This is a genomic window from Mycobacterium barrassiae, from assembly GCF_025822765.1.
In the GTDB taxonomy this organism is placed as follows: Bacteria; Actinomycetota; Actinomycetes; order Mycobacteriales; family Mycobacteriaceae; genus Mycobacterium; species Mycobacterium barrassiae.
Genome location: NZ_JACKUK010000034.1, coordinates 103,631 through 128,540, shown reverse-complemented (window position 1 = coordinate 128,540; position 24,910 = coordinate 103,631). Strand labels below are relative to the sequence as shown.

Genomic DNA, 24,910 nt, shown 5'->3' with positions numbered 1-24,910 from the left:
CATCCGCGCCTGGATCGAGCACTGGAATGAAAACCCCAAGCCCTACGTCTGGACCAAGACCGCCGACCAAATCCTCGCCAGCATCGGCAACTACTGCACCCGAATTAACGACTCAGGACACTAGTTTCTTCCCGCGAGCAGACGCGGACACCCCCAGTTTCGGCCCAAATTGGGGGTTTTCGCGACTGCTCGCCGTAGATGCTGCGGGGACTAGCCCGGCAGCGCCAGGACCGGTACCGGGCTGTGCCGCACGATCTTCGCCCCCCGGGATCCCAGGAACACCCGGACGATCCCGCCCCTTGGCCTGGTGCCAAGGGCGAGCAACTCGCCATCCTGCCAGTCGGCGGCGTCGATGGCTTCATCCCAGGCGTAGCCGGTGGTCACCTCCAACACCGTGTCCTCGCTGACGATGCGGTCAGCCTTCAACTGGGCCAAGGCCTCTCGTGACTGCTCCGCCCACGCCTCGAGGATCGAATCCTCGGCGCGCAGACCGACCTCGGGCGGATACATGGTGCGGCCGCGCACAGCGAAGGTGATGACGCGCATCGGAACACCGAGCCTCTCGGCAAGTGCCGCAACGCGTTCGACAGCATCAATGCAGTCGGGGGTGCCCGGATAGGCGCACGTGATCCGGGTCAGCCCGCCGGCCTTCGAGCCGCGGTAACCCCGTGGGCTGATGGCCAGCGGTATCGACGACGAGTGCAGCAGCCGATCGGCCGTCGAGCCGACGATGACCTGTCCCAGCTTGCCGTCTGTGGCTGAACCCAGCACCAGCACTTCGGCTTTGAGCTCGTCGACCGCTTCCAACAGGCCGGCGGAGGCTGACCGGTGCGCGACCTTGTGAAAGCCGACGTCGAGCCCGTCGGCGATCGAATCGAGGCACTGTTGCGCCTCTTTGGCCGAGTCTGCCGCCAATTGTTCGGCGTACTGGGCGTATTCGGCATCCACACGGGCGAGCGACGGGGTGATCCACGGCCGCGGCACGACCGTGACCACGGTGACCGACGTCTCCAGCGTTCTCGCCGCTTCCACCGCGAGGTAGAGCGGCGAGCGGCCGCCCTTGCCTGCCAGATAGCCGACGGCGACCGTCACGACTTCTCCTCTGGCGGGTGAGCCAGAATCACGTCGTCCTCGCCTGCGGCGGCCGTGGGGATGTAGCCGTCACCCCCGTCGTTCAGCGCGCTGTGATGGCGGCTCCAGAGCAGGTAGTACACCAGCGCGGCACCGACCCAGACGCCGAACCACACCCACGTGTACCAGTTCAGGCCGCGGAGCACCCAGATGCAGGCCAACACCGAAAGGATGGGCGTGACCGGGTACAGCGGCACCTTGAACCCGCGGGGCAGGTCGGGTTCGCGGAGCCGTAGCACGATGACGCCGATCGACACCGTGATGAACGCGATGAGAGTACCGATGGACACCATGTCGAGCAGGTGATCCAGCGGCACGAAGCCGGCCAGCAGCGACACGATCACGGTGACGATGACGGTGTTGTTGACCGGCGTCATGGTGCGCGGATTCACCTTGGCGAACAGCGACGGCAACAGACCGTCGCGGCCCATGGCGAACAGGATGCGTGTCTGTCCGTACATCACGACCAGGACCACCGAGAAGATCGAGATGACCGCGCCCGCCGCGAGAACCGTACTGGCCCAGGTGCTTCCGGTGATGTTCTCCAGGATCACCGCCAGGCCCGCGTCGGCCTGCTCCTCGGAGGCGAACTCCGCTGTCGGCTGGGCTCCCAGCGCGGCGACCGCCACCAGAACGTACACACTGGTGACGATGATCAAGGCGGCGATGATCGCGCGCGGCATCGTCTTCTGCGGGTTCTTCACCTCGTCGCCGGCCGTGGAGACCGCGTCGAGGCCGATGTACGAGAAGAAGATGGTGCTCGCCGCCGCGTTGATGCCGGCCCAGCCGTAGTCCATGAAGCCCTGGAAATGGTCGGCGTTGTAGGCGGTGAACGCGACGGCCGCGAACAGAATGAGCACGCCGAGCTTGATGAGGACCATGATGGTGTTGACGAGCGCGGACTCGCTGGCCCCGCGGATCAGCAGCAGCGCGCACATCACGATCACGGCGACGGCGGGTAGGTTGACGATGCCGGGGGTGGTATCCCACGGTGCGGAGCTCAGTGCGTCGGGGATCTGGACGCCGAACAGGTTGTCCAGCAACTTGTTCAGATAGCCGCTCCATCCGACCGCGACCGCGGATATCGATACGCCGTATTCAAGGAGCAGACAGGCGGCGATGCCCATCGCGGCGAACTCGCCGAGCGTCGTGTACGCGTAGGAGTAGGTGGAGCCGGACACGGGCACCGCCGAAGCCATCTCGGCGTAGCAGATCGCGGAGAGTCCAGCGGCGATACCCGCGATGATGAACGAGATGATCACGGCCGGACCGGCTTCCGGGACCGCGGACTGCAACACGAAGAAGATGCCGGTGCCGACGGTCGCGCCCACGCCGAACAGCGTCAGGTTGAACGTGCCGAGGGTTCGTTCCAAGTGGTCGGAGGCGCCGTGTGCGACCGGCGCGCCGATCACCGGCCGGCGGCGCAGCAGCTGCTCTCTGAGGCTTATCGATGGGGCTGTCATGCTGCCTCCTGAAGGCCTATCGCGTGGTGCTCCCGGTCAAGTGTGGACCCGCATCGGCCAGAACATCGGCTAATTGATCAATCGCCCAGTCGATCTCCTCGGCGGTGATCACCAGCGGTGGAGCGAAACGCAACGTCGACCCGTGAGTGTCCTTGACCAGGACGCCGCGCTCGGCGAGCCTGCGGCTGATCTGCTTGCCGGTGCCGAGGGCCGGATCGATGTCAACGCCTGCCCACAGCCCCATGCCACGTACCGCGACCACGCCGTACCCGAAGAGGGCGTGCAGTCGGCGGTGCAGCTGCTCGCCGAGTTCTGCTGAGCGCGACTGGAACTCGCCTCGCTGCAGCATCGCCACCACGGTGGTGCCGATGGCTGCCGCCAGCGGGTTACCCCCGAATGTCGAGCCGTGCTCACCCGGATGCAGCACGCTGAGGATGTCCCGGTTGGCCACCACGGCCGAAAGCGGAACCACACCGCCGCCGAGCGCCTTGCCGAGCAGATACATGTCGGGCACCACGTCGAAGTGGTCGCAGGCGAAGGTGCGTCCGGTGCGTGCCAGGCCGGATTGGATCTCGTCGGCGATCATCAACACGTTGCGCTCGGTGCACAGCGCACGCACCCGAGACAGGTAGTCGCCTGGCGGCACGATGATCCCGGCCTCACCCTGGATCGGTTCGAGCAGAACCGCGACGGTGTTCTCATCGATCGCCGCGGCGAGGGCGTCGGCGTCACCGAAGGGCACCGCCCGGAACCCCGGCGTGTACGGACCGAAGCCCCGTCGCGCCGTCTCATCGTCGGAGAAGCTGATGATCGTCGTGGTGCGGCCGTGGAAGTTGTTGCGCGCCACCACGATATTGCCCTGACCGGCGGGTACGCCCTTGACGTCGGTACCCCACTTCCTGGCGACCTTGATGCCGCTCTCCACGGCTTCGGCGCCGCTGTTCATCGGCAGCACCATGTCTTTGCCGCAGAGTTCGGCCAACGCCTCGCAGAAAGGGCCCAGGCGGTCGGAGTGAAAAGCCCTGCTCACGAGTGTCAGCTTGTCCAACTGCGCGTGGGCGACGGCGGTGATCTCCGGATTGCGGTGGCCGAAGTTGACCGCCGAATAGGCCGCCAGACAGTCGAGATAGCGTCGGCCCTCCACGTCGGTGATCCAGACGCCCTCTGCACTCGCGGCGACCACCGGCAGCGGCGAGTAGTTGTGTGCGACGTAGCGGTCGTCGAGGGCGATCGCTTCCTCGGTGGCGTTCATGGTGTCGACGATGGTCACGGATGTACCTCCAATGTGCAGCACTTGACGGATCCGCCGCCCTTCAGCAGTTCGGAGAGATCGACGCCGACGGGTCGGAACCCGGCATTCCTGAGTTGTTCGGCGAAACCGGTTGCGGCGGCAGGTAAAACGACGTTGAGGCCGTCGGATACGGCGTTGAGGCCGAGTACGTATGCATCGGCGCTGCCCACCTCGATGGCGTCGGGGAACAGCTCGAGCAGGGTCGCTCGGGACTTCTCGCTGAATGCGGGCGGGTAGAACGCGATCGTGGTGTCGTCGAGCACGGCGAGTGCGGTGTCGAGGTGGTAGAACCGCGGATCGACGAGCTCGAGGCTGACGACGGGCATCTTGACGGTGGCGGCGATCTCGTCGTGCGCTTCTCGTTCCGTACGAAAACCGTATCCCGCCAGGATGATCGAGCCGACGACCAGCAGGTCGCCCTGGCCTTCGTTGATATGCCGGGTTTCGGCGACGTCATAGCCGTGCCGGCTCATCCACTCGGCATAAGCCGCCGATTCGCCTGCGCGCTGCGGATAGGCGAACCGTGCGACGACGGCCGCGCCGTTGACGATGAGGCCGCCGTTGGCGGCGTAGACCATATCGGGCAGCCCGGCGACCGGCTCGACCAACTCGACGGTGTGGCCGAGTTCCTTGTACGTCTGACGCAGTCGTTCCCACTGGCTGAGCGCGACATGGGTGTCCACGGACACCGAGGTGTCCATCCACGGGTTGATCGCATACTCGACGGCAAAGAACGTCGGCGCCGTCATTGCGTAGTGGCGGGGGCGGGGAGTGCGCCTCGCGGGTGCTCTGTCGGCGCCGGGGCGCCTCGCGGGTGCTCTGTCGGCGCCGGGGCGCCTCGCGGGTGCTCTGTCGGCGCCGGGGCGCCTCAGTGCGGCGACATCGGATACCGGCGCCGCGGACGCGGCGAGATCTGAAGTCGTCATAAATCAACGATATGGCCGATTCATTTTGCAAGCAATCGCCGTCTATTGCGCAATGACCTACTATCTGTTGCCTCAGACGTAGAATTCTGGTGATTTGTTGCGTGGAGGTGACGATGGACCGCCTGGATGAGACGGACGAGCGGATCCTGGCCGCACTCGCCAATGACGCGCGGGCCACCTACGCCGAGATCGGCGAGCGGGTCAGCCTCTCGGCGCCCGCGGTGAAACGCAGGGTCGACCGGCTGCTCGAGAACGGCGTCATCCGCGGGTTCACCACCGTCGTCGACCGCAGTGCGCTCGGCTGGACCACCGAGGCGTACGTGCAGGTGTTCCGGCACGGCACCATCGCACCAGAACGGTTGCGCGCGGCCTGGATCGACATTCCCGAGGTGATCGGCGCGGCGACCGTGACGGGAACCGCCGATGCGATCCTGCATGTCGTCGCGCGCGATATGCGCCATCTCGAGGAGGCGCTGGAACGGATCCGCTCGGCGGCCGATGTCGAACGAAGCGAGAGCATCGTGGTGCTGACCAACATCATCGACAGGGACCGCGGCTGACGGGGTGGCCGCCAATTGGCTGTCGGCATCGTGCAAAATTTGCCCATGTCCACGAGTGGAGGAGTCGTCATCGTCGGCGGCGGCCTGGCGGCAGCCCGCACGGCCGAACAGTTGCGGCGCTCGGAGTACCCCGGCCCGGTCACCATCGTCAGCGACGAGGACCACCTGCCGTACGACCGGCCGCCTCTTTCGAAGGAAGTGCTGCGCGCGGAGACCGACGACGTCACGCTCAAGCCCGCCGAGTTCTACGAAGAGAACAACATCTCCTTGTTGCTCGGCAACGGGGCTCGATCGGTCGACACCGCGAAGCAGACGTTGACGCTGGCCGACGGCACCGAACTTCACTACGACGAGTTGATCATCGCGACGGGCCTGGTGCCCAAACGCATTCCGTCGTTCCCCGATCTCGAGGGAATTCACGTGCTGCGCAACTTCGACGAGAGCCTCGCGCTGCGCAAGGAGGCCGGCTCGGCGCGACGCGCGGTCGTCATCGGCGCGGGATTCATCGGCTGTGAGGTGGCGGCGAGTCTCCGCGGGCTGGGCGTCGAGGTGGTCCTGGTAGAACCGCAGCCGTCGCCGCTGGCGTCGGTGCTCGGCGGGCAGATCGGTGAACTGGTCGCCCGGCTGCACCGCGCCGAAGGTGTCGACGTGCGATGCGGTATCGGCGTCGCGCAAGTCAGCGGAACCGCCCGGGTGGAGAAGGTCGTCCTCGACGACGGCACCGAGCTCGACGCGGATCTGGTGGTAATCGGCATCGGGTCGCATCCGGCCACCGGCTGGCTCGAGGGCAGCGGCCTCGAGATCGACAACGGCGTCGTGTGTGATGACCGCGGCCGTGCCAGCGCACCGCATGTGTGGGCGATCGGCGACGTGGCTTCCTGGCGTCACACTCTCGGACACCAAGTGCGCGTGGAGCATTGGAGCAACGTGGCCGACCAGGCGCGCGTGCTCGTGCCCGCGATGCTCGGCCAGGACACCCCCGCCATAACCTCGGTGCCCTACTTCTGGAGCGACCAGTACGACGTCAAGATCCAGTGCCTCGGCGAGCCCGAGGCCGACGACGTCGTCCACGTCGTCGAGGACGACGGCCGCAAGTTCCTGGCGTACTACGAGCGCGACGGCATCGTGGCCGGAGTGGTCGGCGGCGGCATGCCAGGAAAGGTGATGAAGGCCCGGGGCAAGATCGCCGCGGGCGCTCCGATCGCCGACGTTCTCGGCTAGTTTTCTTGCGATTTCGGCGTGCTGGGTCACGCTCAACGTGACCAGCCACGCCGAAATCGCAATCGCAAACTAGAACTCGCCGAGATAGAACCTCGAGCCCTGGTCGTCGGTGCACAGCGCCGACTTTCCGTATGCCTGCTGCGACGGCTCGTCGATGACGGTGCCGCCCGCCTCACGCACGCGCGCCACCGCGGCGTCGACGTCCTCGACGGTCCACATCGGCACCGTGACGGCCTGTGCGCTACCGCCGGCGACGCCCGCCATCGGGTGGGTGCCCTGCACCTGCCAGCCGTCGTCGATGCGACCGGGCTCGAACGTCCAGAACAACAGCCCGCTGTAGAACGCCTTGAAGGCGGCCGAGTCGGGCACCTCGTACGTGATGTACGAAAGCTCGCCGGGCCCAGTGCCGTTCAACTCGGGCCGGGGGATGCCCGGGGCCGGCTGGAACACCGCGAAACTGGTTCCGGCCGGATCCGTCGCCCCGCAAAGCACGCCGAAGTCGAACTCCTCCAGCTGGTCCACGGTCCCACCGGCGGCGACGATCGCCTGTCGCGCACCATCCAGATCGAGCACCGCGTAACTGCAGAACAGCGTGGTGTGCCCCGGCACGCTGTGGATGCCGATGTGTTGTTTGGTGTTGGTGACCTGGTGGGTTGCCGCGTCGTATTCCCAGCCGAGCACGCGGCCGTAGAACGCCGCCGCCCGGTCGGCGTCGGGCGTCCATACCGAGATGTAGCCGACGTCGCCGTGCTGGATCGGCACGACAGCGCCGGTGACGGGTCCGCTGAGCATCCAGCGATGCCCGAACGGATCGATGATCGTCGCGCCCCGCGACCCGTGGTCCTCGTACGGCTCCCGCTGCACCCGGGCGCCTCGCTGACGGGCCTGTTCGAGCGCGGCATCGGTATCGGGCACCGCCAACATCAGGCTGACCGAGTTCGATTGCGGGGCTGGACCTCTCAGCCCGATCTCCGGATATTCGTCGGCCAGGTACAGCACGCCGCCACCGAGCGCGAGCTCCGCGTGCCCGACACGGCCGTCGGCCATCAGGAACGGCTCACCGACGACGACGGCGCCCAATGCGTCGACATACCAGTCGATCGCTTCGCGCGCGTTGGCGACGGTGAGGTAGGGCAGTGCGCCAGGCCTCGGCAGACCGGCGGCAGGCGCCGGCTGGGTCAGTTCTGCGATGGCGGTATCGGTTCCGCTCATTTCGACTCCTTCGGTTCGATTGGGCAGGTTCAATGCCCTTTCCAGTCGTGAGCGCAGTCGAGCCGCGAACGCCGGATCAGGTTGGACGACAAGCTCATCGCCATGCAGCACGCGCAGCGGATCGTGGCTGTTGTTCACGGCTTCCCTCCTTCCGGCTCCGGATAGTGGGATCTGAAGGCTCGCCGGGCCCGCACCAGCAGCGCCTCGGTGGCGTGCACCGTACGTCCGATCAGCTGCGCGCACTCCGGCACGGAGCAGTCGTCCATATAGCGCAGAGCCAACACGGTGCGATGCTGCTCGGGCAGCTTGGCCAGCACACTCTCCGCGACGATGCGGTCGAGCTCGGCGTCCCAGTCGTCGCCCGCGTCGACGGGCTCCGGCAACTCGGCGACGGGGACGTTGAACCGGTCGTGGCGGCGACGGTAATGGTCGGCCAGCTTGTGGCGGGCCACCCCGAGCAGCCACGGCAGCGTCATCGGCGGCGGATCATCCTTACGGGCGGCGTCCATCGCCGCCAGGAAGGTGTCCGACGTCAGATCCTCGGCGGTTCCGCGGTCGCTGCATCGGCGGACGAAATACCCGTACACGACGGGCAGTGATTCGTCGTACATCGCCAGCAGCTGGCGCGGAGCGTCGTTGCCATCCGGTTCGGCGCTCACACCCTTATCGTCGCCGCGGCGGCCGCAACTCCGACGCCCTAATCACGAATTTTTTGGGACGGCGCGGCTGTCCAGGGCCTTGAGCCCGTCGCTGACGGTGTCGAAGGCGTCGTCGAGCGCCTGCAGGAGCGGCACCGACTCGTCGTCGAGCCAATGCTGGTAGGCCGACAGCGCGGCGCCGAGCATGGTCCACGCGACCGTCTGCGGTACGAGGTCAGTCTCCTTCATGCCCAGCCGGCGTGCGACGAACGTGGCGACGACGGCGCGCCAGCCCGCGTACATCGTCATCGAGTAGGCCTGAAGCTCCGCTGAGTGGAGGATGACGCGCATCCGCTGTCGGTGTCGTGCCGTCTCGGCATCGTCAAAGGTGTTGAACGCCAACAGCGCCGTGCGCAACGCGGCGTCGATGCCCACCTCCGGGTCGAGGTCGGCGAACAGGTCGCGCATGTGGGTCAGGTGGGCCTCGAAGTCACCCCAGGGCAGCGCGTTCTTGGACGGGTAGTACCGGAACAGCGTGCGCCGCGCGATGCCCGCTGCCTCGGCGACGTCGTCGACGCTGACGTCCTCGAAGCCGCGGGCGGCGAACAACTCGAGCGCCACATTGCTGATGTGGTCCCAGCTCGTGGACCGGCGCCGGCCGACGCGATGCTCGGAATCTGGGTCCACCTGCGCTCCTTTTCCGGCCCCGGCTTTTCATTCTGGCACTCGATGCCATATTATTGCGACCTCGATCACAGTTTGTCGAGATTCTGTCAAGGAAAGGTGCGGGTAGTGGAGCCGAATCAGACAGCAGAGGCCGCTGTGGCGGCGTCGTCAGACAATGAGCTCGTCACCGAGACCCTCGTCGAAGAGGTGTCGATCGACGGGATGTGCGGGGTCTACTGACCGTGACCTCGTCTGCGGCTGAGGACGGGACCGTGACGACGTTCGATCCCGACCTCAGCTGGCGGCTTCACCACCAGGTGGCCGTGCGGCCCGAGCCGTTCGGCGCGCTGCTGTATCACTTCGGTACGCGCAAGCTGTCGTTTCTGAAGAACCGGACGATCGTCGAGGTGGTCAAGTCGCTTGCTGACCACCCCGACGTCCGGTCCGCCTGTCGCGCCGCCGGAATCGACGACGCGCAGCAGGCCCCGTACCTGCACGCGCTCGGCGTGCTCGCTCAATCGAAAATGTTGGTGCCGCAATGACATCAGTTGACTCCCGGCCGGTTGCACAGCCCCTGCCGCGCCTCATCGAGCAGTTCGAGCACGGATTGGATGCGCCCATCTGCCTGACGTGGGAGCTCACCTACGCGTGCAACCTCGCGTGCGTGCACTGCCTGTCCTCGTCGGGTAAACGCGATCCGCGCGAGCTGACCACGCAGCAGTGCAAGGACATCATCGACGAGCTCGAACGCATGCAGGTGTTCTACGTGAACATCGGCGGCGGCGAACCGACTGTGCGGTCGGACTTTTGGGAGCTCGTCGACTACGCCACCGCTCACCATGTCGGGGTCAAGTTCTCCACCAACGGCGTGCGCATCAACGCCGACGTGGCAGCGCGCCTCGCGGCCAGCGACTACGTCGACGTCCAGATCTCGCTGGACGGCGCGACGGCGGAAGTCAACGACGCCGTAAGGGGAGCGGGCTCATTCGACATGGCGATCCGTGCGCTGGAGAACCTCGCCGAGGCGGGCTTCAAGGACGCCAAGATCTCCGTCGTCGTGACCCGCGAGAACGTCGACCAACTCGACGACTTCGCCGCTCTGGCAGCGCGTTACGGCGCCACCCTGCGGATCACCCGGCTGCGTCCCTCGGGTCGCGGCGCCGATGTGTGGGACGACCTGCACCCCACCGCGGAACAGCAGGTGCAGCTGTATGACTGGTTGGTGGCCAAGGGCGACGGCGTCCTCACCGGCGACTCGTTCTTCCACCTGTCCGGCCTCGGCGAGCCCGGCGCGCTGGCGGGTCTGAACCTGTGCGGCGCCGGACGAGTGGTCTGCCTGATCGACCCGGTCGGCGACGTCTATGCGTGCCCGTTCGCCATCCACGACCGCTTCCTGGCCGGAAACATCGTGACCGACAACGGTTTCGACAACATCTGGAAGAACGCCCCGCTGTTCCGCGAGTTACGTGAGCCGCAGTCCGCCGGAGCGTGCAGCAGCTGTGGCCATTACGACAGCTGCCGCGGCGGCTGCATGGCGGCCAAGTTCTTCACCGGTCTTCCAATGGATGGTCCGGACCCGGAATGCGTCGAGGGCTACGGAGCTCCGGCGCTGGCCCGCGACCGCGTCAAACCCAAGTCCAGTGTTGATCACTCGCGCAGTCAGCCGGTCATGCTCAAGCTGCTGACCAAACCGCCTGCGCGGCTCTGTAACGAAAGCCCGGTGTAGTTCAATGGCCGACATTTGGTTCGAAACCGTCGCCGCCGCCCAGGAGCGGGCCAAGCGGCGACTGCCCAAGCCGGTGTACTCCGCACTGCTTGCGGCCAGCGAGCGCGGCGTGACCGTCGCCGACAACGTCGACGCATTCTCCGAGCTGGGCTTCGCCCCGCACGTCATCGGCGCGACCGAAAAGCGAGATCTCGCGACAACCGTTATGGGACAGGATATTTCGCTTCCCGTCCTGATATCGCCGACGGGCGTGCAGGCGGTCCACCCGGAGGGTGAGGTCGCCGTCGCGCGGGCCGCTGCCGCGCGGGGCACCGCCATGGGCCTGTCCTCGTTCGCCAGCAAGCCGATCGAAGAGGTCATCGCCGCCAACCCGAAACTCTTCTTCCAGGTGTACTGGCTCGGTGGCCGGGACGCGATCGCCGCGCGGGTCGAGCGTGCGCGGGCTGCGGGCGCCGTCGGCCTGATCGTGACCACCGACTGGAGCTTCTCGCACGGACGTGACTGGGGCAGCCCGAAAATCCCCGAAGAGATGAACCTGCGTACGACCGTGCGGATGCTGCCGACGGGGCTGAGCAGGCCCGGGTGGATGTGGCAGTGGAGCAAGACCATGCGGCCGCCGAACCTGCGCGTGCCCAACCAGGCCGCGCGCGGCGAAGCCGGCCCGCCGTTCTTCGCGGCGTACGGCGAGTGGATGGGTACCCCTCCGCCGACCTGGGAGGACATCGCCTGGCTGCGTGAGCTGTGGGGTGGGCCATTCATGCTCAAGGGCGTGATGCGCGTCGACGACGCGAAACGTGCTGTAGACGCGGGTGTTTCGGCCATTTCGGTCTCCAACCACGGTGGCAACAACCTGGACGGCACGCCTGCGTCGATTCGGGCGCTGCCCGCGATCGTCGAGGCGGTCGGCAACGACGTCGAGGTCGTGCTCGACGGTGGCATCCGGCGCGGCAGCGACGTGGTCAAGGCCGTCGCGCTGGGCGCACGCGCAGTCATGATCGGACGTGCCTATCTCTGGGGGCTGGCCGCCAACGGGCAGGCCGGCGTCGAGAATGTGCTCGACGTGCTGCGCGGCGGCATCGACTCGGCCCTGATGGGACTTGGTCATGCCTCGGTGCACGACCTCAGTCCAGATGATGTGCTGGTGCCCGATGGGTTCACCAGGGCGCTCGGCGTGCCCCGAAACCCGAACGCCTGATCGCCACCGGCTTACGCGCGCGAAATTCCTGGTACAGGCGTGGCGCAGGGGGCTGACGTGAACGGCACATTGTCACTGGCGAAAATTTGAGCAAATCAATTCCTTCGCATGCGCCAACAATTGGCGCACGCCAGGTGAATTCGGCCTACCATCGGCGGGTGACCTCTGGAGGCGAGCTCGCGAACGCAACGTCGTGGCAGCTGCAGAGCACGTCATCAGCGTTGATCGTCCCCGTCGGCTCGACGGAGCAACATGGCCCTCACCTGCCGCTGGACACCGACACCCGCATCGCGACGGCGGTCGCCCGCGCTCTTGCCGGACAGCTTGCCGTCGGAGATGAATCGAAGTGGCTGGTCGCTCCCGCGATCGCGTACGGCGCCAGCGGCGAGCACGAAGAGTTCGACGGCACCGTCTCCATCGGCACCTCTGCGCTGCGTCTGTTGCTGGTGGAGTTCGGCCGGTCCGCCGCGCGCTGGGCGTCGCGTCTGGTCTTCGTCAACGGGCACGGAGGGAACGTCGAAGCGCTGGCAGCGGCCGCGGCTCTGCTCCGGTACGAGGGTCGCGACGTGGGCTGGTGCTCCTGTAGCGCCAAGAACGCAGACGCCCACGCCGGACATACCGAAACGTCTGTATTGCTACATATTTCGCCCGATGACGTGTCGATCGACCAACGGGTCCCCGGCAATCGCGCCCCGTTGGGGCAGCTCATGCCGGCAATGCGCGAAGGCGGCATCGCCGCGGTCAGTGACGTGGGTATTCTCGGTGATCCCACCACGGCGACCGCAGAGGAAGGTGCGCGGATCTTTGCAGAGATGATCGACGGGTGTTTGCGACGCGTGGTCCGGTGGACGCCCGACCGGGACGGGATGTTGACATGACAGGACCACGCCTGCCCGACGGGTTCGCCGTCCAGGTGGATCGCCGGGTGAAGGTGCTCGGTGAGGGTTCGGCCCTGCTGGGCGGATCGCCCACCCGACTGCTGCGGCTCGCGCCCGCGGCGCAGACCATGATCAACGGCGGGCGGCTCGAGGTGCACGATGCGGTCAGCGCGCAGCTGGCCCGCACTCTCCTCGATGCCACCGTCGCGCATCCGCGACCTGCGACCGGTCCGTCGCACCGTGATGTCACTGTCGTTATTCCGGTGCGGAACAATGCATCTGGTCTTCGCCGGCTGGTCGCGGCACTGCGCGGTATGCGCATCATCGTGGTCGACGACGGGTCGGTCACCCCGGTGCAGCAGGCCGACTTCGCGCAGATGTACAGCGACGTTCAGATCCTGCGGCATGACCGCAGCAAGGGTCCCGCGGCCGCGCGCAACACCGGCATGGCGGCATGCCACACCGACTACATCGCGTTCCTGGACTCCGACGTCGTCCCGCGGCGGGGGTGGCTTGAGGCGCTGCTCGGCCACTTCTGCGACCCTGCGGTGGCGCTGGTGGCCCCGCGAATCGTCGGACTGCGCGAGCCCGACAATCTGGTGGCGCGCTACGAGGCCGTGAGGTCCTCCCTCGACCTCGGACTGCGCGAGGCCCCTGTGGTTCCCTACGGCACCGTCTCCTACGTGCCCAGCGCCGCGATCATCTGCCGAACCACCGTGCTCAAGGAGTTGGGCGGCTTCGACGAGACACTCAAGTCCGGTGAAGACGTCGACCTGTGCTGGCGGCTGATCGAGGCCGGTGCCCGCCTGCGGTATGAACCCGTCGCGCTGGTTGCCCACGATCACCGCACACAACTACGAGAATGGTTCTCGCGCAGGGCTTTTTACGGTGAATCGGCGGCGCCGCTGTCGGTCCGGCACCCGGGCAAGACGGCTCCGCTGGTCATCTCGGGGTGGACGCTGGTCGCCTGGATGCTGATGGCGATGGGCTCGGGCATCGGCTACCTGGCGTCGATGGTGGTCGCCGCGATCACCGGTCGCCGGATCGCACGTTCGCTGTCCACCGTCGAGACCGAACCGAAGGAAGTGGCGGTCGTCGCCGCCCGCGGACTGTGGTCCGCGGCGCTGCAGCTGGCGTCGGCGATCTGCCGGCACTACTGGCCCGTCGCGTTCATCGCCGCACTGCTGTCCCGACGGTGTCGCCAGGTGGTGCTGGTCGCCGCCATCGTCGACGGGGTGGTCGATTGGATCACCCGCAACGGCAACGGTGACGACGACGCGAAGCCGGTCGGGCTGCTCACTTACATCCTGCTGAAGCGGCTCGACGACATCGCCTACGGCGCGGGACTGTGGACCGGCGTGGTGCGTGAACGGCATGTCGGCGCCCTCAAGCCCCAGATCCGGACCTGAACCCCGCCTTGCACAGCGATGTGCTGATCGTCGGTGCTGGTAGCGCCGGATCTGTATTAGCGGAACGACTTTCGGCCGATCCGAGCGCCCGTGTGACGGTCGTCGAAGCCGGGCCGGCCCCCTCCGACCCCTCGGTGCTGAGCCAGATCACCAACGGGCTTCGGCTGCCGATCGGCACCGCGAGCTCGGTGGTCCGGCGCTATCCGACGGTGCTGACCGACCGTCCGCAGCGGCACGCACAGATCATGAGGGGCGCGGTGGTCGGCGGATCGGGCGCCGTCAACGGAGGTTACTTCTGCAGGGGACTGCCGTCGGATTACGACGGGTGGGGGTTATCGGAATGGACGTGGGACGACGTGCTTCCGCACTTCCGTGCGATCGAGTCCGATGCCGACTTCGACGGGCCCCTGCATGGCAGCTCGGGACCGATCCAGGTGCAACGTGTCTCTGAATTCGACGGGTGCACAGCCACTTTCGTCAACGCCGCGATAGACGCGGGATATCAGTGGATCGATGACCTCAACGGGTCGGCGCCGGATTCGCCGTTGCCGCCGGGTGTGGGGGCCGTTCCGCTGAACATCAACGGCGGAACTCGGGTCGGCCCCGGTGGCGCCTACCTGAAACCGGCGATGGACCGTCCCGGCCTGACGGTGCTGACCGATACCCGGGTCACCCGCATCCGAATCGTCGGCAGCCGGGCGGTCGGCGTCGAGTGCGTGGGGCCGGACGGGCCGACCGTGCTGACCGCGGACCGAATCGTGTTGTCGTCCGGTGCGATTGGATCGGCACACCTGTTGATGCTTTCGGGTATCGGACCGGCGGATGTGCTGACCGCCGCAGGAGTGCCCGTGGTGGTGGACCTGCCGGTCGGCACTGCGACGTCGGACCATCCCGAGTGGGTGCTGCCCGTCGACTGGGCAGAGACTCACGGGCTGCCACCGCTGGAGGCTGTGCTGGCTACTGACGGCGGCCTCGAAATCAGGCCCTACACAGCGGGGTTCGGCGCGATGGTGACCGGACGCCGTGACGACCCGGGTGATCACCCCCACGTCGGGGTCGCGCTGATGCGGCCGCGGTCCCGCGGCACGGTCCGACTGGTCTCCGCCGACCCGACCGTCCTGCCCGCCATCGAGCACCACTACGACAGTGAACCCGCGGACGTCGCTGCCTTGCGCTCCGGTGCGGGTCTCGCGCTCGAATTGGCAGGCAGGCACGCGAAATCGGAGACCGCGTCGTGGTCGACATCGCAACATCTGTGCTGTACCGCACCGATGGGTCGGGACGGCGACGAGTCCGCCGTGGTGGACGCGCAGTGCCGGGTGCGCGGCGTCGACGCGCTATGGGTGGTCGACGGCTCGGTGCTTCCCGCCATCACCAGCCGCGGCCCCCACGCGACCATCGTCATGATCGGCCACCGGGTCGCCGAGTTCATCTCCCGATCCCGAGCCTGACCCCGACCAGCGCTCGTTGATCCGACGTGCGAACTCGAACTGCCTGCCGTCGCGACCGGGTGCCCACACCGCGACGAAGGCGGCGGCGAGGGTCAACACGATGGACAGCACGAGCAGTGAGAGGCTCATCGACTCGATGAACGCGGCCGTGGCGAGGTCGGCCAAATGTGTGCCCTGCGGGCCCATCTCGTCGGCGACGGCGAGCGCGTTGGCCAGCGATTCCAGTGCAGCCGCGCGGATCTGCCCCGGGAAGCCGGCCAGCTCCGGCGACAGTACGGTCCCATACTGCGCCGCCAGCACGGAACCGGCGACGGCGATTCCGACCGCGGCGCCGACCTCGCGCGTGGTGTCGTTGACCGCGGACGCCACGCCCTGCTTCTCGGTGGGAACGGCGTTCATGATCGCCGAGGTGGTCGGCGCGACGCACAGGCCGATGCCCGCACTTGTGACCAACATCGGCCAGACCAGATCGAGGTAGGACGCCCCTGCGTCGAGGTAACGCATGAGGAAGAGCCCGACGCCGATGAGAAACAGGCCGAGCGCCACGGCCGTTCGTAACCCGACCTTCGGGAGGTAGATATGCATCGTTGCGCCGAGGATCATGATCGGCACCGCCAGCGGTGCGAGTGCGAACGCGGTCTGCAGTGGGCTGTAGCCGAGAACGAGCTGCAGGTACTGCATCTCGATGAAGAAGAACCCGAAGTTGGCGAGGAAGAGGATGGTGATGCCGATCGCCCCGGTGGTGAAGTCGGGGCGCCCGAACAGCCGGACGTCGAGAAGAGGATGTCGGCGTCGCAGTTCCACCACACCGAAGGCCACCGCCAGCGCAACCCCGGCTGCCATGCAGCCCCACACCAGCGGATGAGTCCATCCCCGTACCGGCGCCTCCACCACGCCGAACACGAAAACCGCTACGGCAGAACCGATCAGCACCGCGCCGATACCGTCGATCGGGGTAGCGCTGTCGTCGCGTGACGAGGCGATCGTGAACGTACACACGATGAGCACGACGGCCGATGCGGCGAACGCATAGAAGATCGACTGCCAGGCAAAGGCGTGCAGAAGCAGGCCCGTGCCCATGAATCCGACGATCGCACCCGAACTTGCGACGCCGGCCCAGATTCCAACGGCCTTGTTCCGTTCGCTTTTCGGGAATGCCGCTGTCAGAAGTGACAACGTCGCGGGCATGATGAACGCCGCCCCGACACCTGCGAGCACCCGGGCGAGGATGATCTGCACCGGACTGTCGAAGAACACCGGTGCTATCGACGCCACCGCGAAGATCGCGAGGCCCGCCACCAGGGCGCCTCGTCGGCCATACCGGTCGCCGATCGCACCCGCGGGCAACAGCAGGCAGGCCAGGACCAGCGTGTAGCCGTCCACGATCCAGGTGAGTTGCGTCTGGGTCGCGGCGGTCTCGACCGCGATATCGGGGAGCGCGGCGTTGAGCGCCACCATCGACGAAATGACCAGCAGAACGTCGAGGGCGGCGACCGTGAGCAACCAGAACCGCCCGAACCTGGACAGGGTTGCCAAGCCGGCGTCGATACTCTGGTCAGACCGGGTGAGGGTGTCGACCACGTGATCGCGCTCCAATGGGGTGGAGGAGAGGTTTGAGACTGACAGTCTCGTAGCTGTTCCCGACCAGGAGGTCGCCTAAACGATGGCCGTCTCGCGCGTGGGCCGCAGTACGGACCCGCGGCCCGCCCGCTCGCGGGCGCGTCTGCTCGAGGCCGCGACGTCGCTCCTGCGCGCGGGCGGTCCGAGCGCCGTGACGATCGACGCGGTCACACGGACCGCCAACGTGGCGAGGGCCACGCTCTACCGCCATTTCTCGAGCGCCAACGATCTGTTGAGCGCGGCGTTCATGAGCCTGCTGCAACCCGCACCGATGCCGCCGCCCGAAGGCGACCTGCGCGAGCAGTTGATCGCGGTCGTCGAAGGGTGGACGGACGCGATCGCCGAGGTGCCCGCGATGCTCACCGCCCTGACGTGGCTGGCCTCAGGTCCTGATGCCGGCGACTATTCCGATGTGCGGCAAGCGGATTCGGATACCGCCGGCCCGTTGCGGGCGCGCATCATCGCGCTCTACTCGGTACCGTTCGACGCCATCTTCGACAGTCCCCAAGCAGCGGCCGAGATCGAGGTGCCCGACCGCATACGCGCGATCGCGCTGCTGATCGGTCCCCTGGTCCTCGGACGGCTCAGCACTTTGGCCGATTTCGATTACCGTGCATGCGCCGAGGCTGCGGTCGACGGATTCCTGGCCACGCATGCCAAGAAAGCCAAGCAAGAGAAGGAATAGCCGCGCTCAGCGCACGGTGTACCGAATCGGCAGGTGCTTGAGCCCGCCGACAAAGGTCGTAGCCGCCAGTTCGGGCTTGCCCGCGAGTTCGATGGACTCCAGTCGAGGAACCAGTTCGGAGAACAGGCTGTTCATCTCCATCCGCGCCAGCGCGGCGCCAAGGCAGAAGTGCACCCCGTATCCGAACGCGACGTGCTTGTTGGGGTCGCGGCCGACGTCGAAGCGGAACGGCTCGTCGAAGACCTCCTCGTCCCGGTTGCCGGAAACGTAAGCCAGATAGACGGATTCATCCTTCTTGATCGGTACCCCGCGAACCTCGGTGTCCTCGGCGGCGGTACGCATGAACTCCTTGACCGGCGTCGTCCACCGGATCATCTCCTCGACCGCGGTGCCCATCAGCCCGGGATCCTTGCGCAGGCGCTCCAGTTCGCCGGGGTTTTCGATCAGCGCGAGCAGTCCGCCGGAGATGGCGTCCTTGGTGGTGTCGTGTCCCGCCGTCGCGACGATGACGTAGTAGGAGGCGGTGTCGACGTCGGACAGTGGCTCACCGTTGATGCGGCCGTTGGCGATCGCCGATGCCAGATCGTCGGTCGGGTGCTCGCGACGCGACGCGGTCAGCTGGGCGAAGTAGGTGAAGAAGTCGATCAGGATCGCCAGCTGCTCCTCCGGCGTCTTGCCGCGCTTGTTGTATTCCTCGTCGTCCCCGCCGAACAGCTCCTGGGTGAGCTGGTGCATGCGCGGGAAGTCCTCCTCGGGTAGGCCGAGCAGCGACAGGATGACGTAGAGCGGGAAGTGCACTGCGATATCGGTGACGAAATCGCATTCCGGCCCGATGTCGCGCAACTTGTCGACGTAGGTCTTGGCCAGTTCATCGACGCGGACCTTGAGATCACGCATGGCCTTGGGACGGAACCAGTCCGCACCGATCTTGCGGACGTCGCGGTGGTGCGGGTCGTCCATGTGGATCAGGGTGCGCAACCCCATCCCGGCTTCGAGTTGCTGCTTGCCGAGATCGTCGGCGGCGGCAGTGGCCAGCAGCGGCCGCGGCTCGGAGAGCCACAGATTGTTGTCGCGCTCGATGGCCATGATGTCGGCGTGTTTGGTGATCGCGTAGAACGGCCGGTACGGCTCGTGATCCACGTAGGGGACCGGGTTGTGCGCCCGGAGATGAGCAAGCGCGGCGTGTAACCGGTCGTCGTCGGCATATGCCGTCGGATCTACGAAGACTCTCGCGGCTTCCTGCGATTCCTGGTCCATCGTCGACGTGCTCATGAAGCTCCTCGGGAACGACTTGACGGGTGTCAAGAGCAGTCTATGTGACCGACACCACTTCGCGCCGCGAGGTTGGGCTCCATCGCAGGGACATCACCGCGCAGGAGGCGGTTCAGCGAAGCGAGTACCTGATCGGCACGCGCTTGAGCCCACCGACGAACGTCGACGCGATGAACTCCGGCTTCCCGGTCAGCTCGATCGACTCCAGCCGCGGCACCAGCTCGCTGAAGAAGCTGTTGATCTCCATCCGTGCCAGTGCGGCGCCGAGGCAGAAGTGCACGCCGTAACCGAACGAGAGGTGCTTGTTGGGGTCGCGGCCGACGTCGAAGCGGAACGGCTCGTCGAAGATCTCTTCGTCGCGGTTCGCCGAGACGTAGGACAGCAGCACCGATTCGCCCTCTTTGATCGGGACGCCGCGCACCTCGGTGTCGGCGGTGGCGGTGCGCATGAACTCCTTGACCGGGGTGGTCCAGCGGATCATCTCCTCGACCGCGGTGCCCATCAGTTCCGGCTGCGCCTTGAGACGAGCCAGCTGGTCCTGGTTCTCGATAAGCGCCAGCAGACCGCCGGAGATCGCCGCACTGGTGGTGTCGTGGCCCGCACTGGCGACGATCACGTAGTAGGACAGGCAGTCGACGTCATTGAGGTACTCGCCGTCGATCTTGGCGTTGGCGATCGCCGACGCCAGGTCCTCGGTCGGATTCTTGCGGCGTTCGGCGGTCAGCGCGGTGAAGTAGTTGAAGAAGTCGAGGATGACCGCGTTGAGGTCCTCCGCGCTCTGCCCGCGGGTCATCTCGTCGTCCTCGTTGCCGAAGAGCTCCTGGGTGAGCTTGAGCATCCGGGGGAAGTCGGACTCCGGCAGGCCCAGCAGCGACAGGATGACGTACAGCGGGAAGTTGACCGCGACCTCCTGGACGAAGTCGCACTCCGGGGCCTTCTCGACCAGCTTGTCGACATAGATCTTGGCGAGCTCGTCGACGCGGGTCTTCAGCGCGCGCATGGCCTTCGGCCGGAACCAGTCGGCGCCGATCTTGCGGATGTCGCGGTGGTGCGGGTCGTCCATGTGGACCAAGCTGCGCAGCCCGCCGCCGGCTTCGAGGTTGGCCTTGGCCAGGTCGTCCTTGTCCTTGGTGATCAGCATCGGGCGCGGGGCGTTGATCCACAGCTCGTTGTCCCGCTCGATGGCCATGATGTCGGCGTGCTTGGTGATCGCCCAGAACGGATAGAAGTCCGGCACGTCGACAAGCGTCACCGGGGCGTTCTTGCGCAGGTGGGTCAGCGCGGCGTGCAGTCTGGGCTCGTCGGCATAGGCCTTCGGGTCGGCCAGCACTTTGGCAGCGTCATCGATGATCGGCGTGCTCATGGTTACCTCGCTCCGGCGCTCTTGACAGGTGTCAAGTATTGGTGTGACGCCATAGTAAGCGATCGAGCGGCCGGTCGTCCCGCGAGGTGTCAGTAGGCTCGCGGGGGTGCGCAGGGCAACGGCGGGCCGGGGTCGGCGGACGGTAGCACTGCTGATGGCCGCCATGGTCGTGCTGGGCGGCTGCGGCCGTGGGGAGTCCGCCGCCAACCGGGACGCGATCGTGGTGCCCGACGACCCGGCCGTCGTCCACACGCAGGCCGGCGCGGTGCGCGGAACCACCTCGCTGGATCACCGCTACTTCGCCGGAATCCCTTATGCTGCACCGCCGGTCGGTCCACTTCGGTGGCAGCCTCCGGCGCCTGTTTCTCCGTGGGACGGGTTCCGCGACGCAACCCGGCCGGGAGCGCAATGTGTACAGGACATCAGCGATGAGGATCGCCGCCCAACCGGCGAGGATTGCCTGACGCTCAACGTGTGGACACCGCCGCCGTCGGCCGACAAACGCCCGGTGATGGTGTGGATCCACGGCGGCAGTTTCCTCGCGGGCAGCGGCGACATCTACAACTCGCGGCGGTTGGCCGGCCGGGGCGACATGGTCGTCGTGACCATCAACTACCGGCTGGGCGCGCTCGGATTCCTGGCGCACCCTGCACTGGGTCAGGGCAATTACGGACTGGCTGACCAGCAGGCCGCGTTGCGCTGGGTGCGCGACAACATCGCTGAGTTCGGCGGCGACCCGGACCAGGTGACGATCGCCGGTGAGTCAGCCGGCGGCATGTCGGTCTGCGACCATCTGGTGTCGCCCGAATCGGAGGGCCTGTTCCGGGCGGCGATCGTCTTCAGCGGGCCGTGCCAAGCCCAAGTCGATCTGCCTGCCGCTGAAAAAGTGAGCATGCAGTACGCCGCAGAGGCTGGCTGCGCTGATGACGCGACGGCCGCGGAGTGTCTGCGTGCGCTGCCCGTCGACAGGTTGCAGCGGCCGCTGTACTACGGCCGCATCGGCACCGAACAGCTCAGCGGACCGGTAACGGGTACCGCGGTGCTGCCCGTAGACCCGATGCGCGGCGCCGCTGAAGGTCGCGCCGCGAAGGTGCCAGTGATGATCGGCACCACAGCCGACGAGTTCAACCTCTTCACCGCGTTGCAGTTCATTCGCGGGCGCCCGATGGATGTGCCGCAGTACCCCGAGTTGCTCGCCGAAGCCTTCGGGGCGAATGCGCCGGCAGTGGCCCAGCATTACCCGCCCGACCGGTTCGGAGGCAGTGTGCCGCTTGCCTTTTCGACAGCGACGACCGACGGCGTGTTCGCCTGCGTCGCCGACGAACTGGCGGACGCGCTCGCCAAAGACGCTCCGGTGTATTCGTTCGTGTTCGACGATCCCGATGCGCCCGCGCCGGAACCGATACGCGAGGCACCCTTTCCGATCGGCGCGGCTCATTCTCTGGAACTGCGGTATCTGTTCGACGTCGGAGGGGCGCCACCGCTGAACGCCGCGCAGGAACGCCTCTCCGAGCAGATGATCGACTACGTGAGCCGCTTCGTCGCGACCGGTTCGCCAGGACCCGACTGGCCCCCGTTGACCCCGGGCGATGCGGGCGAACGGATGTCGCTGCAGCCCGACGGCAACCGCGTCGTCACCTCGTTCGAGCAGACGCATCGGTGCCCGTTCTGGGCGAGCTTGAAAGGTTGATCGGATGCCGACACCCGACCCGAAGACTTTCGCCGATCACTGGGTCAGCGCATGGAACGCCCACGACATCGAAGCGGTGCTCGCGCATTTCCGCGGCACCTACCTGGCCTGATCACCTGGCCAATAGCTCCGCCGAGACTGCGCACAGATCGCGATTTCGCGCGAATCCGCGATCTGTGGGCAGTCTCGGCGATCAGGCCGACCACCGGCCGATATGCCCTGGCCCGGACGGGTGAGCAGGGATTTGGAGCACGCCAGGATCTAGGGCATACTGTTCAGGTTGCCTTGAGCCGGGACGGCACCCATGCGGGACTGTCTGGCACGGGGCATACGACCGGCGCCCGAACGGGCGCGTCCGGTCCCCACCTCGAGCGTGACGGATTTCCGACGCGGGCGAGTGTGCGTGAGGGCGACACACCCGAGCGCGGGGGTCGGTGAACCACAGACAGGTAAACAGCGGCGGCTAGGGCTGCGCGACCGGGTTGGTCCTGGAGCGCGGCTACCGACCAGGCCCACGACGGGCCCGTTAGTAGTGAGGTAGGAGAAGCGTGGCGGGACAGAAGATCCGCATCAGGCTGAAGGCCTACGACCATGAGGCGATCGACGCCTCGGCGCGCAAGATCGTCGAGACGGTCACCCGTACGGGCGCCAGTGTGGTCGGCCCGGTGCCGCTGCCGACCGAGAAGAACGTGTATTGCGTCATCCGCTCCCCGCATAAGTACAAGGACTCGCGGGAGCACTTCGAGATGCGTACGCACAAGCGGCTGATCGACATCCTCGACCCGACGCCGAAGACCGTTGACGCTCTCATGCGCATCGATCTGCCGGCCAGTGTCGACGTCAACATCCAGTAGGAGACCACGGATTCATGGCTAGAAAAGGGATTCTGGGCACCAAGCTGGGCATGACGCAGGTGTTCGACGAGAACAACCGGGTCGTGCCGGTGACGGTCGTCAAGGCCGGCCCCAACGTCGTCACCCGCATCCGTACGCCCGAGCGTGACGGCTACTCGGCCGTGCAGCTCGCGTACGGCGAGATCAGCCCACGCAAGGTGAACAAGCCGGTGACGGGCCAGTATTCGGCCGCCGGCGTCAACCCGCGCCGCCACCTCGCCGAGCTGCGGCTCGACGACGAGGCTGCGGCCGCTGAGTACGAGCTCGGTCAGGAGCTGACCGCCGAGATCTTCTCCGACGGCACCTATGTCGACGTGACGGGGACCTCGAAGGGTAAGGGCTTCGCCGGCACCATGAAGCGTCACGGCTTCAGGGGCCAGGGCGCCAGCCACGGTGCCCAGGCGGTGCACCGCCGCCCGGGTTCCATCGGTGGCTGCGCTACACCCGGCCGCGTGTTCAAGGGCACCCGCATGTCGGGTCGCATGGGTAACGACCGCGTGACGACGCAGAACCTGTTGGTGCACAAGGTCGATGCCGAGAACGGCGTGCTGTTGATCAAGGGCGCCATCCCCGGCCGCAACGGCGGACTGGTGATGGTCCGCAGCGCAATCAAGCGAGGCGAGAAGTAATGGCCGAGAAGACTCTGAAGATTGATGTCCACACCCCGGCGGGTAAGAAGGACGGCTCTGTCGAGCTGCCCGCCGAGCTGTTCGACGTCGAGGCGAACATCGCGCTGATGCATCAGGTTGTCGAGGCGCAGCTGGCGGCCAAGCGTCAGGGCACGCATGCGACCAAGACCCGTGGCGATGTCCGCGGTGGTGGCAAGAAGCCGTACCGGCAGAAGGGCACCGGCCGCGCCCGTCAGGGTTCGACGCGTGCACCTCAGTTCACCGGCGGTGGCACCGTGCACGGTCCGCAGCCGCGTGACTACAGCCAGCGGACCCCGAAGAAGATGATCGCCGCCGCCCTGCGCGGGGCGCTCTCGGACCGGGCGCGCAACGGCCGTATTCATGCGGTGACCGAGCTCGTCGAGGGTCAGACCCCGTCGACCAAGAGCGCCAAGGCGTTCCTGGGAACGCTGACGCAGAACAAGCAGGTTCTCATCGTGATCGGCCGTGCCGACGAGACGGGCGCCAAGAGCGTTCGCAACCTGCCCGGCGTGCATGTGCTCTCCCCGGATCAGTTGAACACCTACGACGTGCTCAAGGCCGATGACGTGGTGTTCAGCGTGGAGGCGCTGGATGCCTACATCTCAGCTCACACGAAGAAGGATGAGGAGGTGTCGGCCTGATGGCGACCGTCACTGACCCACGCGACATCATCTTGGCGCCGGTGATCTCCGAGAAGTCCTACGGGCTCATCGAAGACAACGTGTACACGTTCGTCGTTCACCCCGACTCGAACAAGACCGAGATCAAGATCGCGATCGAGAAGATCTTCAAGGTCAAGGTCGACTCGGTGAACACGCTGAACCGGCAGGGCAAGCGCAAGCGCACCCGCACCGGCTACGGCAAGCGCAAGAACACCAAGCGCGCCATCGTCACGCTGGCCGAGGGCAGCAAGCCGATCGACCTGTTCGGAGCACCGGCTTAAGCCCGGGGATAGCAGAGAGATTTAGAG

Annotated in this window: 25 protein-coding genes and 1 pseudogene; 16 read left to right on the top strand and 10 right to left on the bottom strand. The window is 66.6% G+C overall.

The window, feature by feature from the left end; translation table 11 throughout:
* Nucleotides 1-124, top strand: a pseudogene (locus tag H7J93_RS23200) (IS630 family transposase); the annotation flags it as partial.
* An 86-nt stretch (nt 125-210) separates the two neighbouring features.
* On the opposite strand, the gene H7J93_RS23195 reads toward H7J93_RS23200, so the two are convergent.
* Genes H7J93_RS23195 through ddaH form a run of 4 tightly spaced genes read right to left on the bottom strand, consistent with a single transcriptional unit; the run spans nt 211 to nt 4,634 of the window.
* On the bottom strand, nt 211-1,092 hold the full coding sequence (locus tag H7J93_RS23195) for a universal stress protein (protein WP_267308634.1): 882 nt from the start codon (nt 1,090-1,092) through the stop codon (nt 211-213).
* On the bottom strand, nt 1,089-2,594 hold the full coding sequence (locus H7J93_RS23190; protein WP_267308633.1) for an amino acid permease: 1,506 nt from the start codon (nt 2,592-2,594) through the stop codon (nt 1,089-1,091). The genes H7J93_RS23195 and H7J93_RS23190 overlap by 4 nt, the downstream gene beginning before the upstream one ends.
* A gap of 16 nt (nt 2,595-2,610) precedes the next feature.
* Nucleotides 2,611-3,846 carry an ornithine--oxo-acid transaminase gene (rocD, locus tag H7J93_RS23185; protein WP_267308645.1) on the bottom strand — a complete coding sequence of 412 codons (1,236 nt, stop codon included), beginning with the start codon at nt 3,844-3,846 and terminating at the stop codon, nt 2,611-2,613.
* Nucleotides 3,847-3,860: 14 nt separating this feature from the next.
* Nucleotides 3,861-4,634 carry a dimethylargininase gene (ddaH, locus tag H7J93_RS23180; protein WP_267308644.1) on the bottom strand — a complete coding sequence of 258 codons (774 nt, stop codon included), beginning with the start codon at nt 4,632-4,634 and terminating at the stop codon, nt 3,861-3,863.
* A gap of 290 nt (nt 4,635-4,924) precedes the next feature.
* Here ddaH and H7J93_RS23175 point away from each other — a divergent pair, with 290 nt between their 5' ends.
* Together H7J93_RS23175 and H7J93_RS23170 are read left to right on the top strand one after the other, a co-directional pair.
* Entirely contained in the window at nt 4,925-5,371 is a 447-nt protein-coding gene (locus tag H7J93_RS23175; protein ID WP_267308632.1) for an Rv2324 family transcriptional regulator, read from the top strand.
* 45 nt (nt 5,372-5,416) lie between these two features.
* A complete protein-coding gene (locus H7J93_RS23170) occupies nt 5,417-6,592 on the top strand; it encodes an FAD-dependent oxidoreductase (protein WP_267308631.1) in 1,176 nt (391 codons plus the stop codon).
* A gap of 69 nt (nt 6,593-6,661) precedes the next feature.
* Here H7J93_RS23170 and H7J93_RS23165 read toward each other — a convergent pair whose 3' ends face one another.
* The 3 genes from H7J93_RS23165 to mftR are packed head-to-tail and all read right to left on the bottom strand — an operon-like array spanning nt 6,662 to nt 9,129.
* Nucleotides 6,662-7,942 (bottom strand): VOC family protein, encoded by a 1,281-nt coding sequence (locus H7J93_RS23165; protein WP_267308630.1) that lies wholly within the window; start codon nt 7,940-7,942, stop codon nt 6,662-6,664.
* Nucleotides 7,939-8,463: an RNA polymerase sigma factor gene (locus tag H7J93_RS23160; RefSeq protein ID WP_267308629.1), complete on the bottom strand. Its 525-nt coding sequence runs from the start codon at nt 8,461-8,463 to the stop codon at nt 7,939-7,941. The genes H7J93_RS23165 and H7J93_RS23160 overlap by 4 nt, the downstream gene beginning before the upstream one ends.
* 42 nt (nt 8,464-8,505) lie before the next feature.
* Complete coding sequence (gene mftR, locus H7J93_RS23155; RefSeq protein WP_267308628.1) at nt 8,506-9,129, bottom strand: mycofactocin system transcriptional regulator MftR; 624 nt, start codon at nt 9,127-9,129, stop codon at nt 8,506-8,508.
* Between the two features lie 105 nt (nt 9,130-9,234).
* On the opposite strand from mftR, the gene mftA reads away from it, so the two are divergent.
* The 7 genes from mftA (at nt 9,235) to mftG (ending at nt 15,767) form a co-directional block, all read left to right on the top strand.
* Nucleotides 9,235-9,348 carry a mycofactocin precursor MftA gene (mftA, locus tag H7J93_RS23150; RefSeq protein WP_267308627.1) on the top strand — a complete coding sequence of 38 codons (114 nt, stop codon included), beginning with the start codon at nt 9,235-9,237 and terminating at the stop codon, nt 9,346-9,348.
* Nucleotides 9,333-9,650: a mycofactocin biosynthesis chaperone MftB gene (gene mftB, locus H7J93_RS23145; RefSeq protein ID WP_372508009.1), complete on the top strand. Its 318-nt coding sequence runs from the start codon at nt 9,333-9,335 to the stop codon at nt 9,648-9,650. Before mftA ends, mftB begins: the two co-directional genes overlap by 16 nt.
* Nucleotides 9,647-10,834, top strand: coding sequence for a mycofactocin radical SAM maturase (gene mftC, locus H7J93_RS23140; RefSeq protein ID WP_267308625.1), 1,188 nt, complete (start codon nt 9,647-9,649; stop codon nt 10,832-10,834). The genes mftB and mftC overlap by 4 nt, the downstream gene beginning before the upstream one ends.
* Nucleotides 10,835-10,838: 4 nt before the next feature.
* Nucleotides 10,839-12,029 (top strand): pre-mycofactocin synthase MftD, encoded by a 1,191-nt coding sequence (mftD, locus tag H7J93_RS23135; protein WP_267308624.1) that lies wholly within the window; start codon nt 10,839-10,841, stop codon nt 12,027-12,029.
* Between the two features lie 134 nt (nt 12,030-12,163).
* Nucleotides 12,164-12,907 (top strand): mycofactocin biosynthesis peptidyl-dipeptidase MftE, encoded by a 744-nt coding sequence (gene mftE / locus H7J93_RS23130; protein ID WP_267308623.1) that lies wholly within the window; start codon nt 12,164-12,166, stop codon nt 12,905-12,907.
* Complete coding sequence (gene mftF / locus H7J93_RS23125) at nt 12,904-14,316, top strand: mycofactocin biosynthesis glycosyltransferase MftF (RefSeq protein ID WP_267308622.1); 1,413 nt, start codon at nt 12,904-12,906, stop codon at nt 14,314-14,316. The genes mftE and mftF overlap by 4 nt, the downstream gene beginning before the upstream one ends.
* A gap of 8 nt (nt 14,317-14,324) precedes the next feature.
* Nucleotides 14,325-15,767: a mycofactocin dehydrogenase MftG gene (gene mftG, locus H7J93_RS23120; RefSeq protein WP_267308621.1), complete on the top strand. Its 1,443-nt coding sequence runs from the start codon at nt 14,325-14,327 to the stop codon at nt 15,765-15,767.
* On the opposite strand, the gene H7J93_RS23115 is transcribed toward mftG, so the two are convergent.
* Nucleotides 15,654-17,348, bottom strand: a complete 1,695-nt coding sequence (locus H7J93_RS23115; RefSeq protein WP_267308620.1) for an MFS transporter — start codon at nt 17,346-17,348, stop codon at nt 15,654-15,656. The genes mftG and H7J93_RS23115 overlap by 114 nt on opposite strands.
* 82 nt (nt 17,349-17,430) lie before the next feature.
* Between H7J93_RS23115 and H7J93_RS23110 the strand changes: the two genes are divergently transcribed.
* Complete coding sequence (locus tag H7J93_RS23110; RefSeq protein WP_267308619.1) at nt 17,431-18,072, top strand: TetR/AcrR family transcriptional regulator; 642 nt, start codon at nt 17,431-17,433, stop codon at nt 18,070-18,072.
* Nucleotides 18,073-18,078: 6 nt separating this feature from the next.
* Here the strand turns inward: H7J93_RS23110 and H7J93_RS23105 are convergent, their stop codons facing one another.
* Nucleotides 18,079-19,344 (bottom strand): cytochrome P450, encoded by a 1,266-nt coding sequence (locus H7J93_RS23105; protein WP_267308618.1) that lies wholly within the window; start codon nt 19,342-19,344, stop codon nt 18,079-18,081.
* A gap of 112 nt (nt 19,345-19,456) precedes the next feature.
* Nucleotides 19,457-20,707, bottom strand: a complete 1,251-nt coding sequence (locus H7J93_RS23100; protein WP_267308617.1) for a cytochrome P450 — start codon at nt 20,705-20,707, stop codon at nt 19,457-19,459.
* Between the two features lie 154 nt (nt 20,708-20,861).
* Between H7J93_RS23100 and H7J93_RS23095 the strand changes: the two genes are divergently transcribed.
* The 5 genes from H7J93_RS23095 (at nt 20,862) to rplW (ending at nt 24,883) form a co-directional block, all read left to right on the top strand.
* Nucleotides 20,862-22,397, top strand: coding sequence for a carboxylesterase/lipase family protein (locus tag H7J93_RS23095; RefSeq protein WP_267308643.1), 1,536 nt, complete (start codon nt 20,862-20,864; stop codon nt 22,395-22,397).
* A 548-nt stretch (nt 22,398-22,945) separates the two neighbouring features.
* A complete protein-coding gene (gene rpsJ / locus H7J93_RS23090) occupies nt 22,946-23,251 on the top strand; it encodes a 30S ribosomal protein S10 (RefSeq protein WP_003883485.1) in 306 nt (101 codons plus the stop codon).
* Nucleotides 23,252-23,265: 14 nt separating this feature from the next.
* On the top strand, nt 23,266-23,919 hold the full coding sequence (rplC, locus tag H7J93_RS23085; RefSeq protein WP_267308616.1) for a 50S ribosomal protein L3: 654 nt from the start codon (nt 23,266-23,268) through the stop codon (nt 23,917-23,919).
* Nucleotides 23,919-24,581 (top strand): 50S ribosomal protein L4, encoded by a 663-nt coding sequence (rplD, locus tag H7J93_RS23080; protein ID WP_267308615.1) that lies wholly within the window; start codon nt 23,919-23,921, stop codon nt 24,579-24,581. Before rplC ends, rplD begins: the two co-directional genes overlap by 1 nt.
* A complete protein-coding gene (gene rplW / locus H7J93_RS23075) occupies nt 24,581-24,883 on the top strand; it encodes a 50S ribosomal protein L23 (protein WP_267308614.1) in 303 nt (100 codons plus the stop codon). Before rplD ends, rplW begins: the two co-directional genes overlap by 1 nt.
* Nucleotides 24,884-24,910 lie beyond the last annotated feature (27 nt).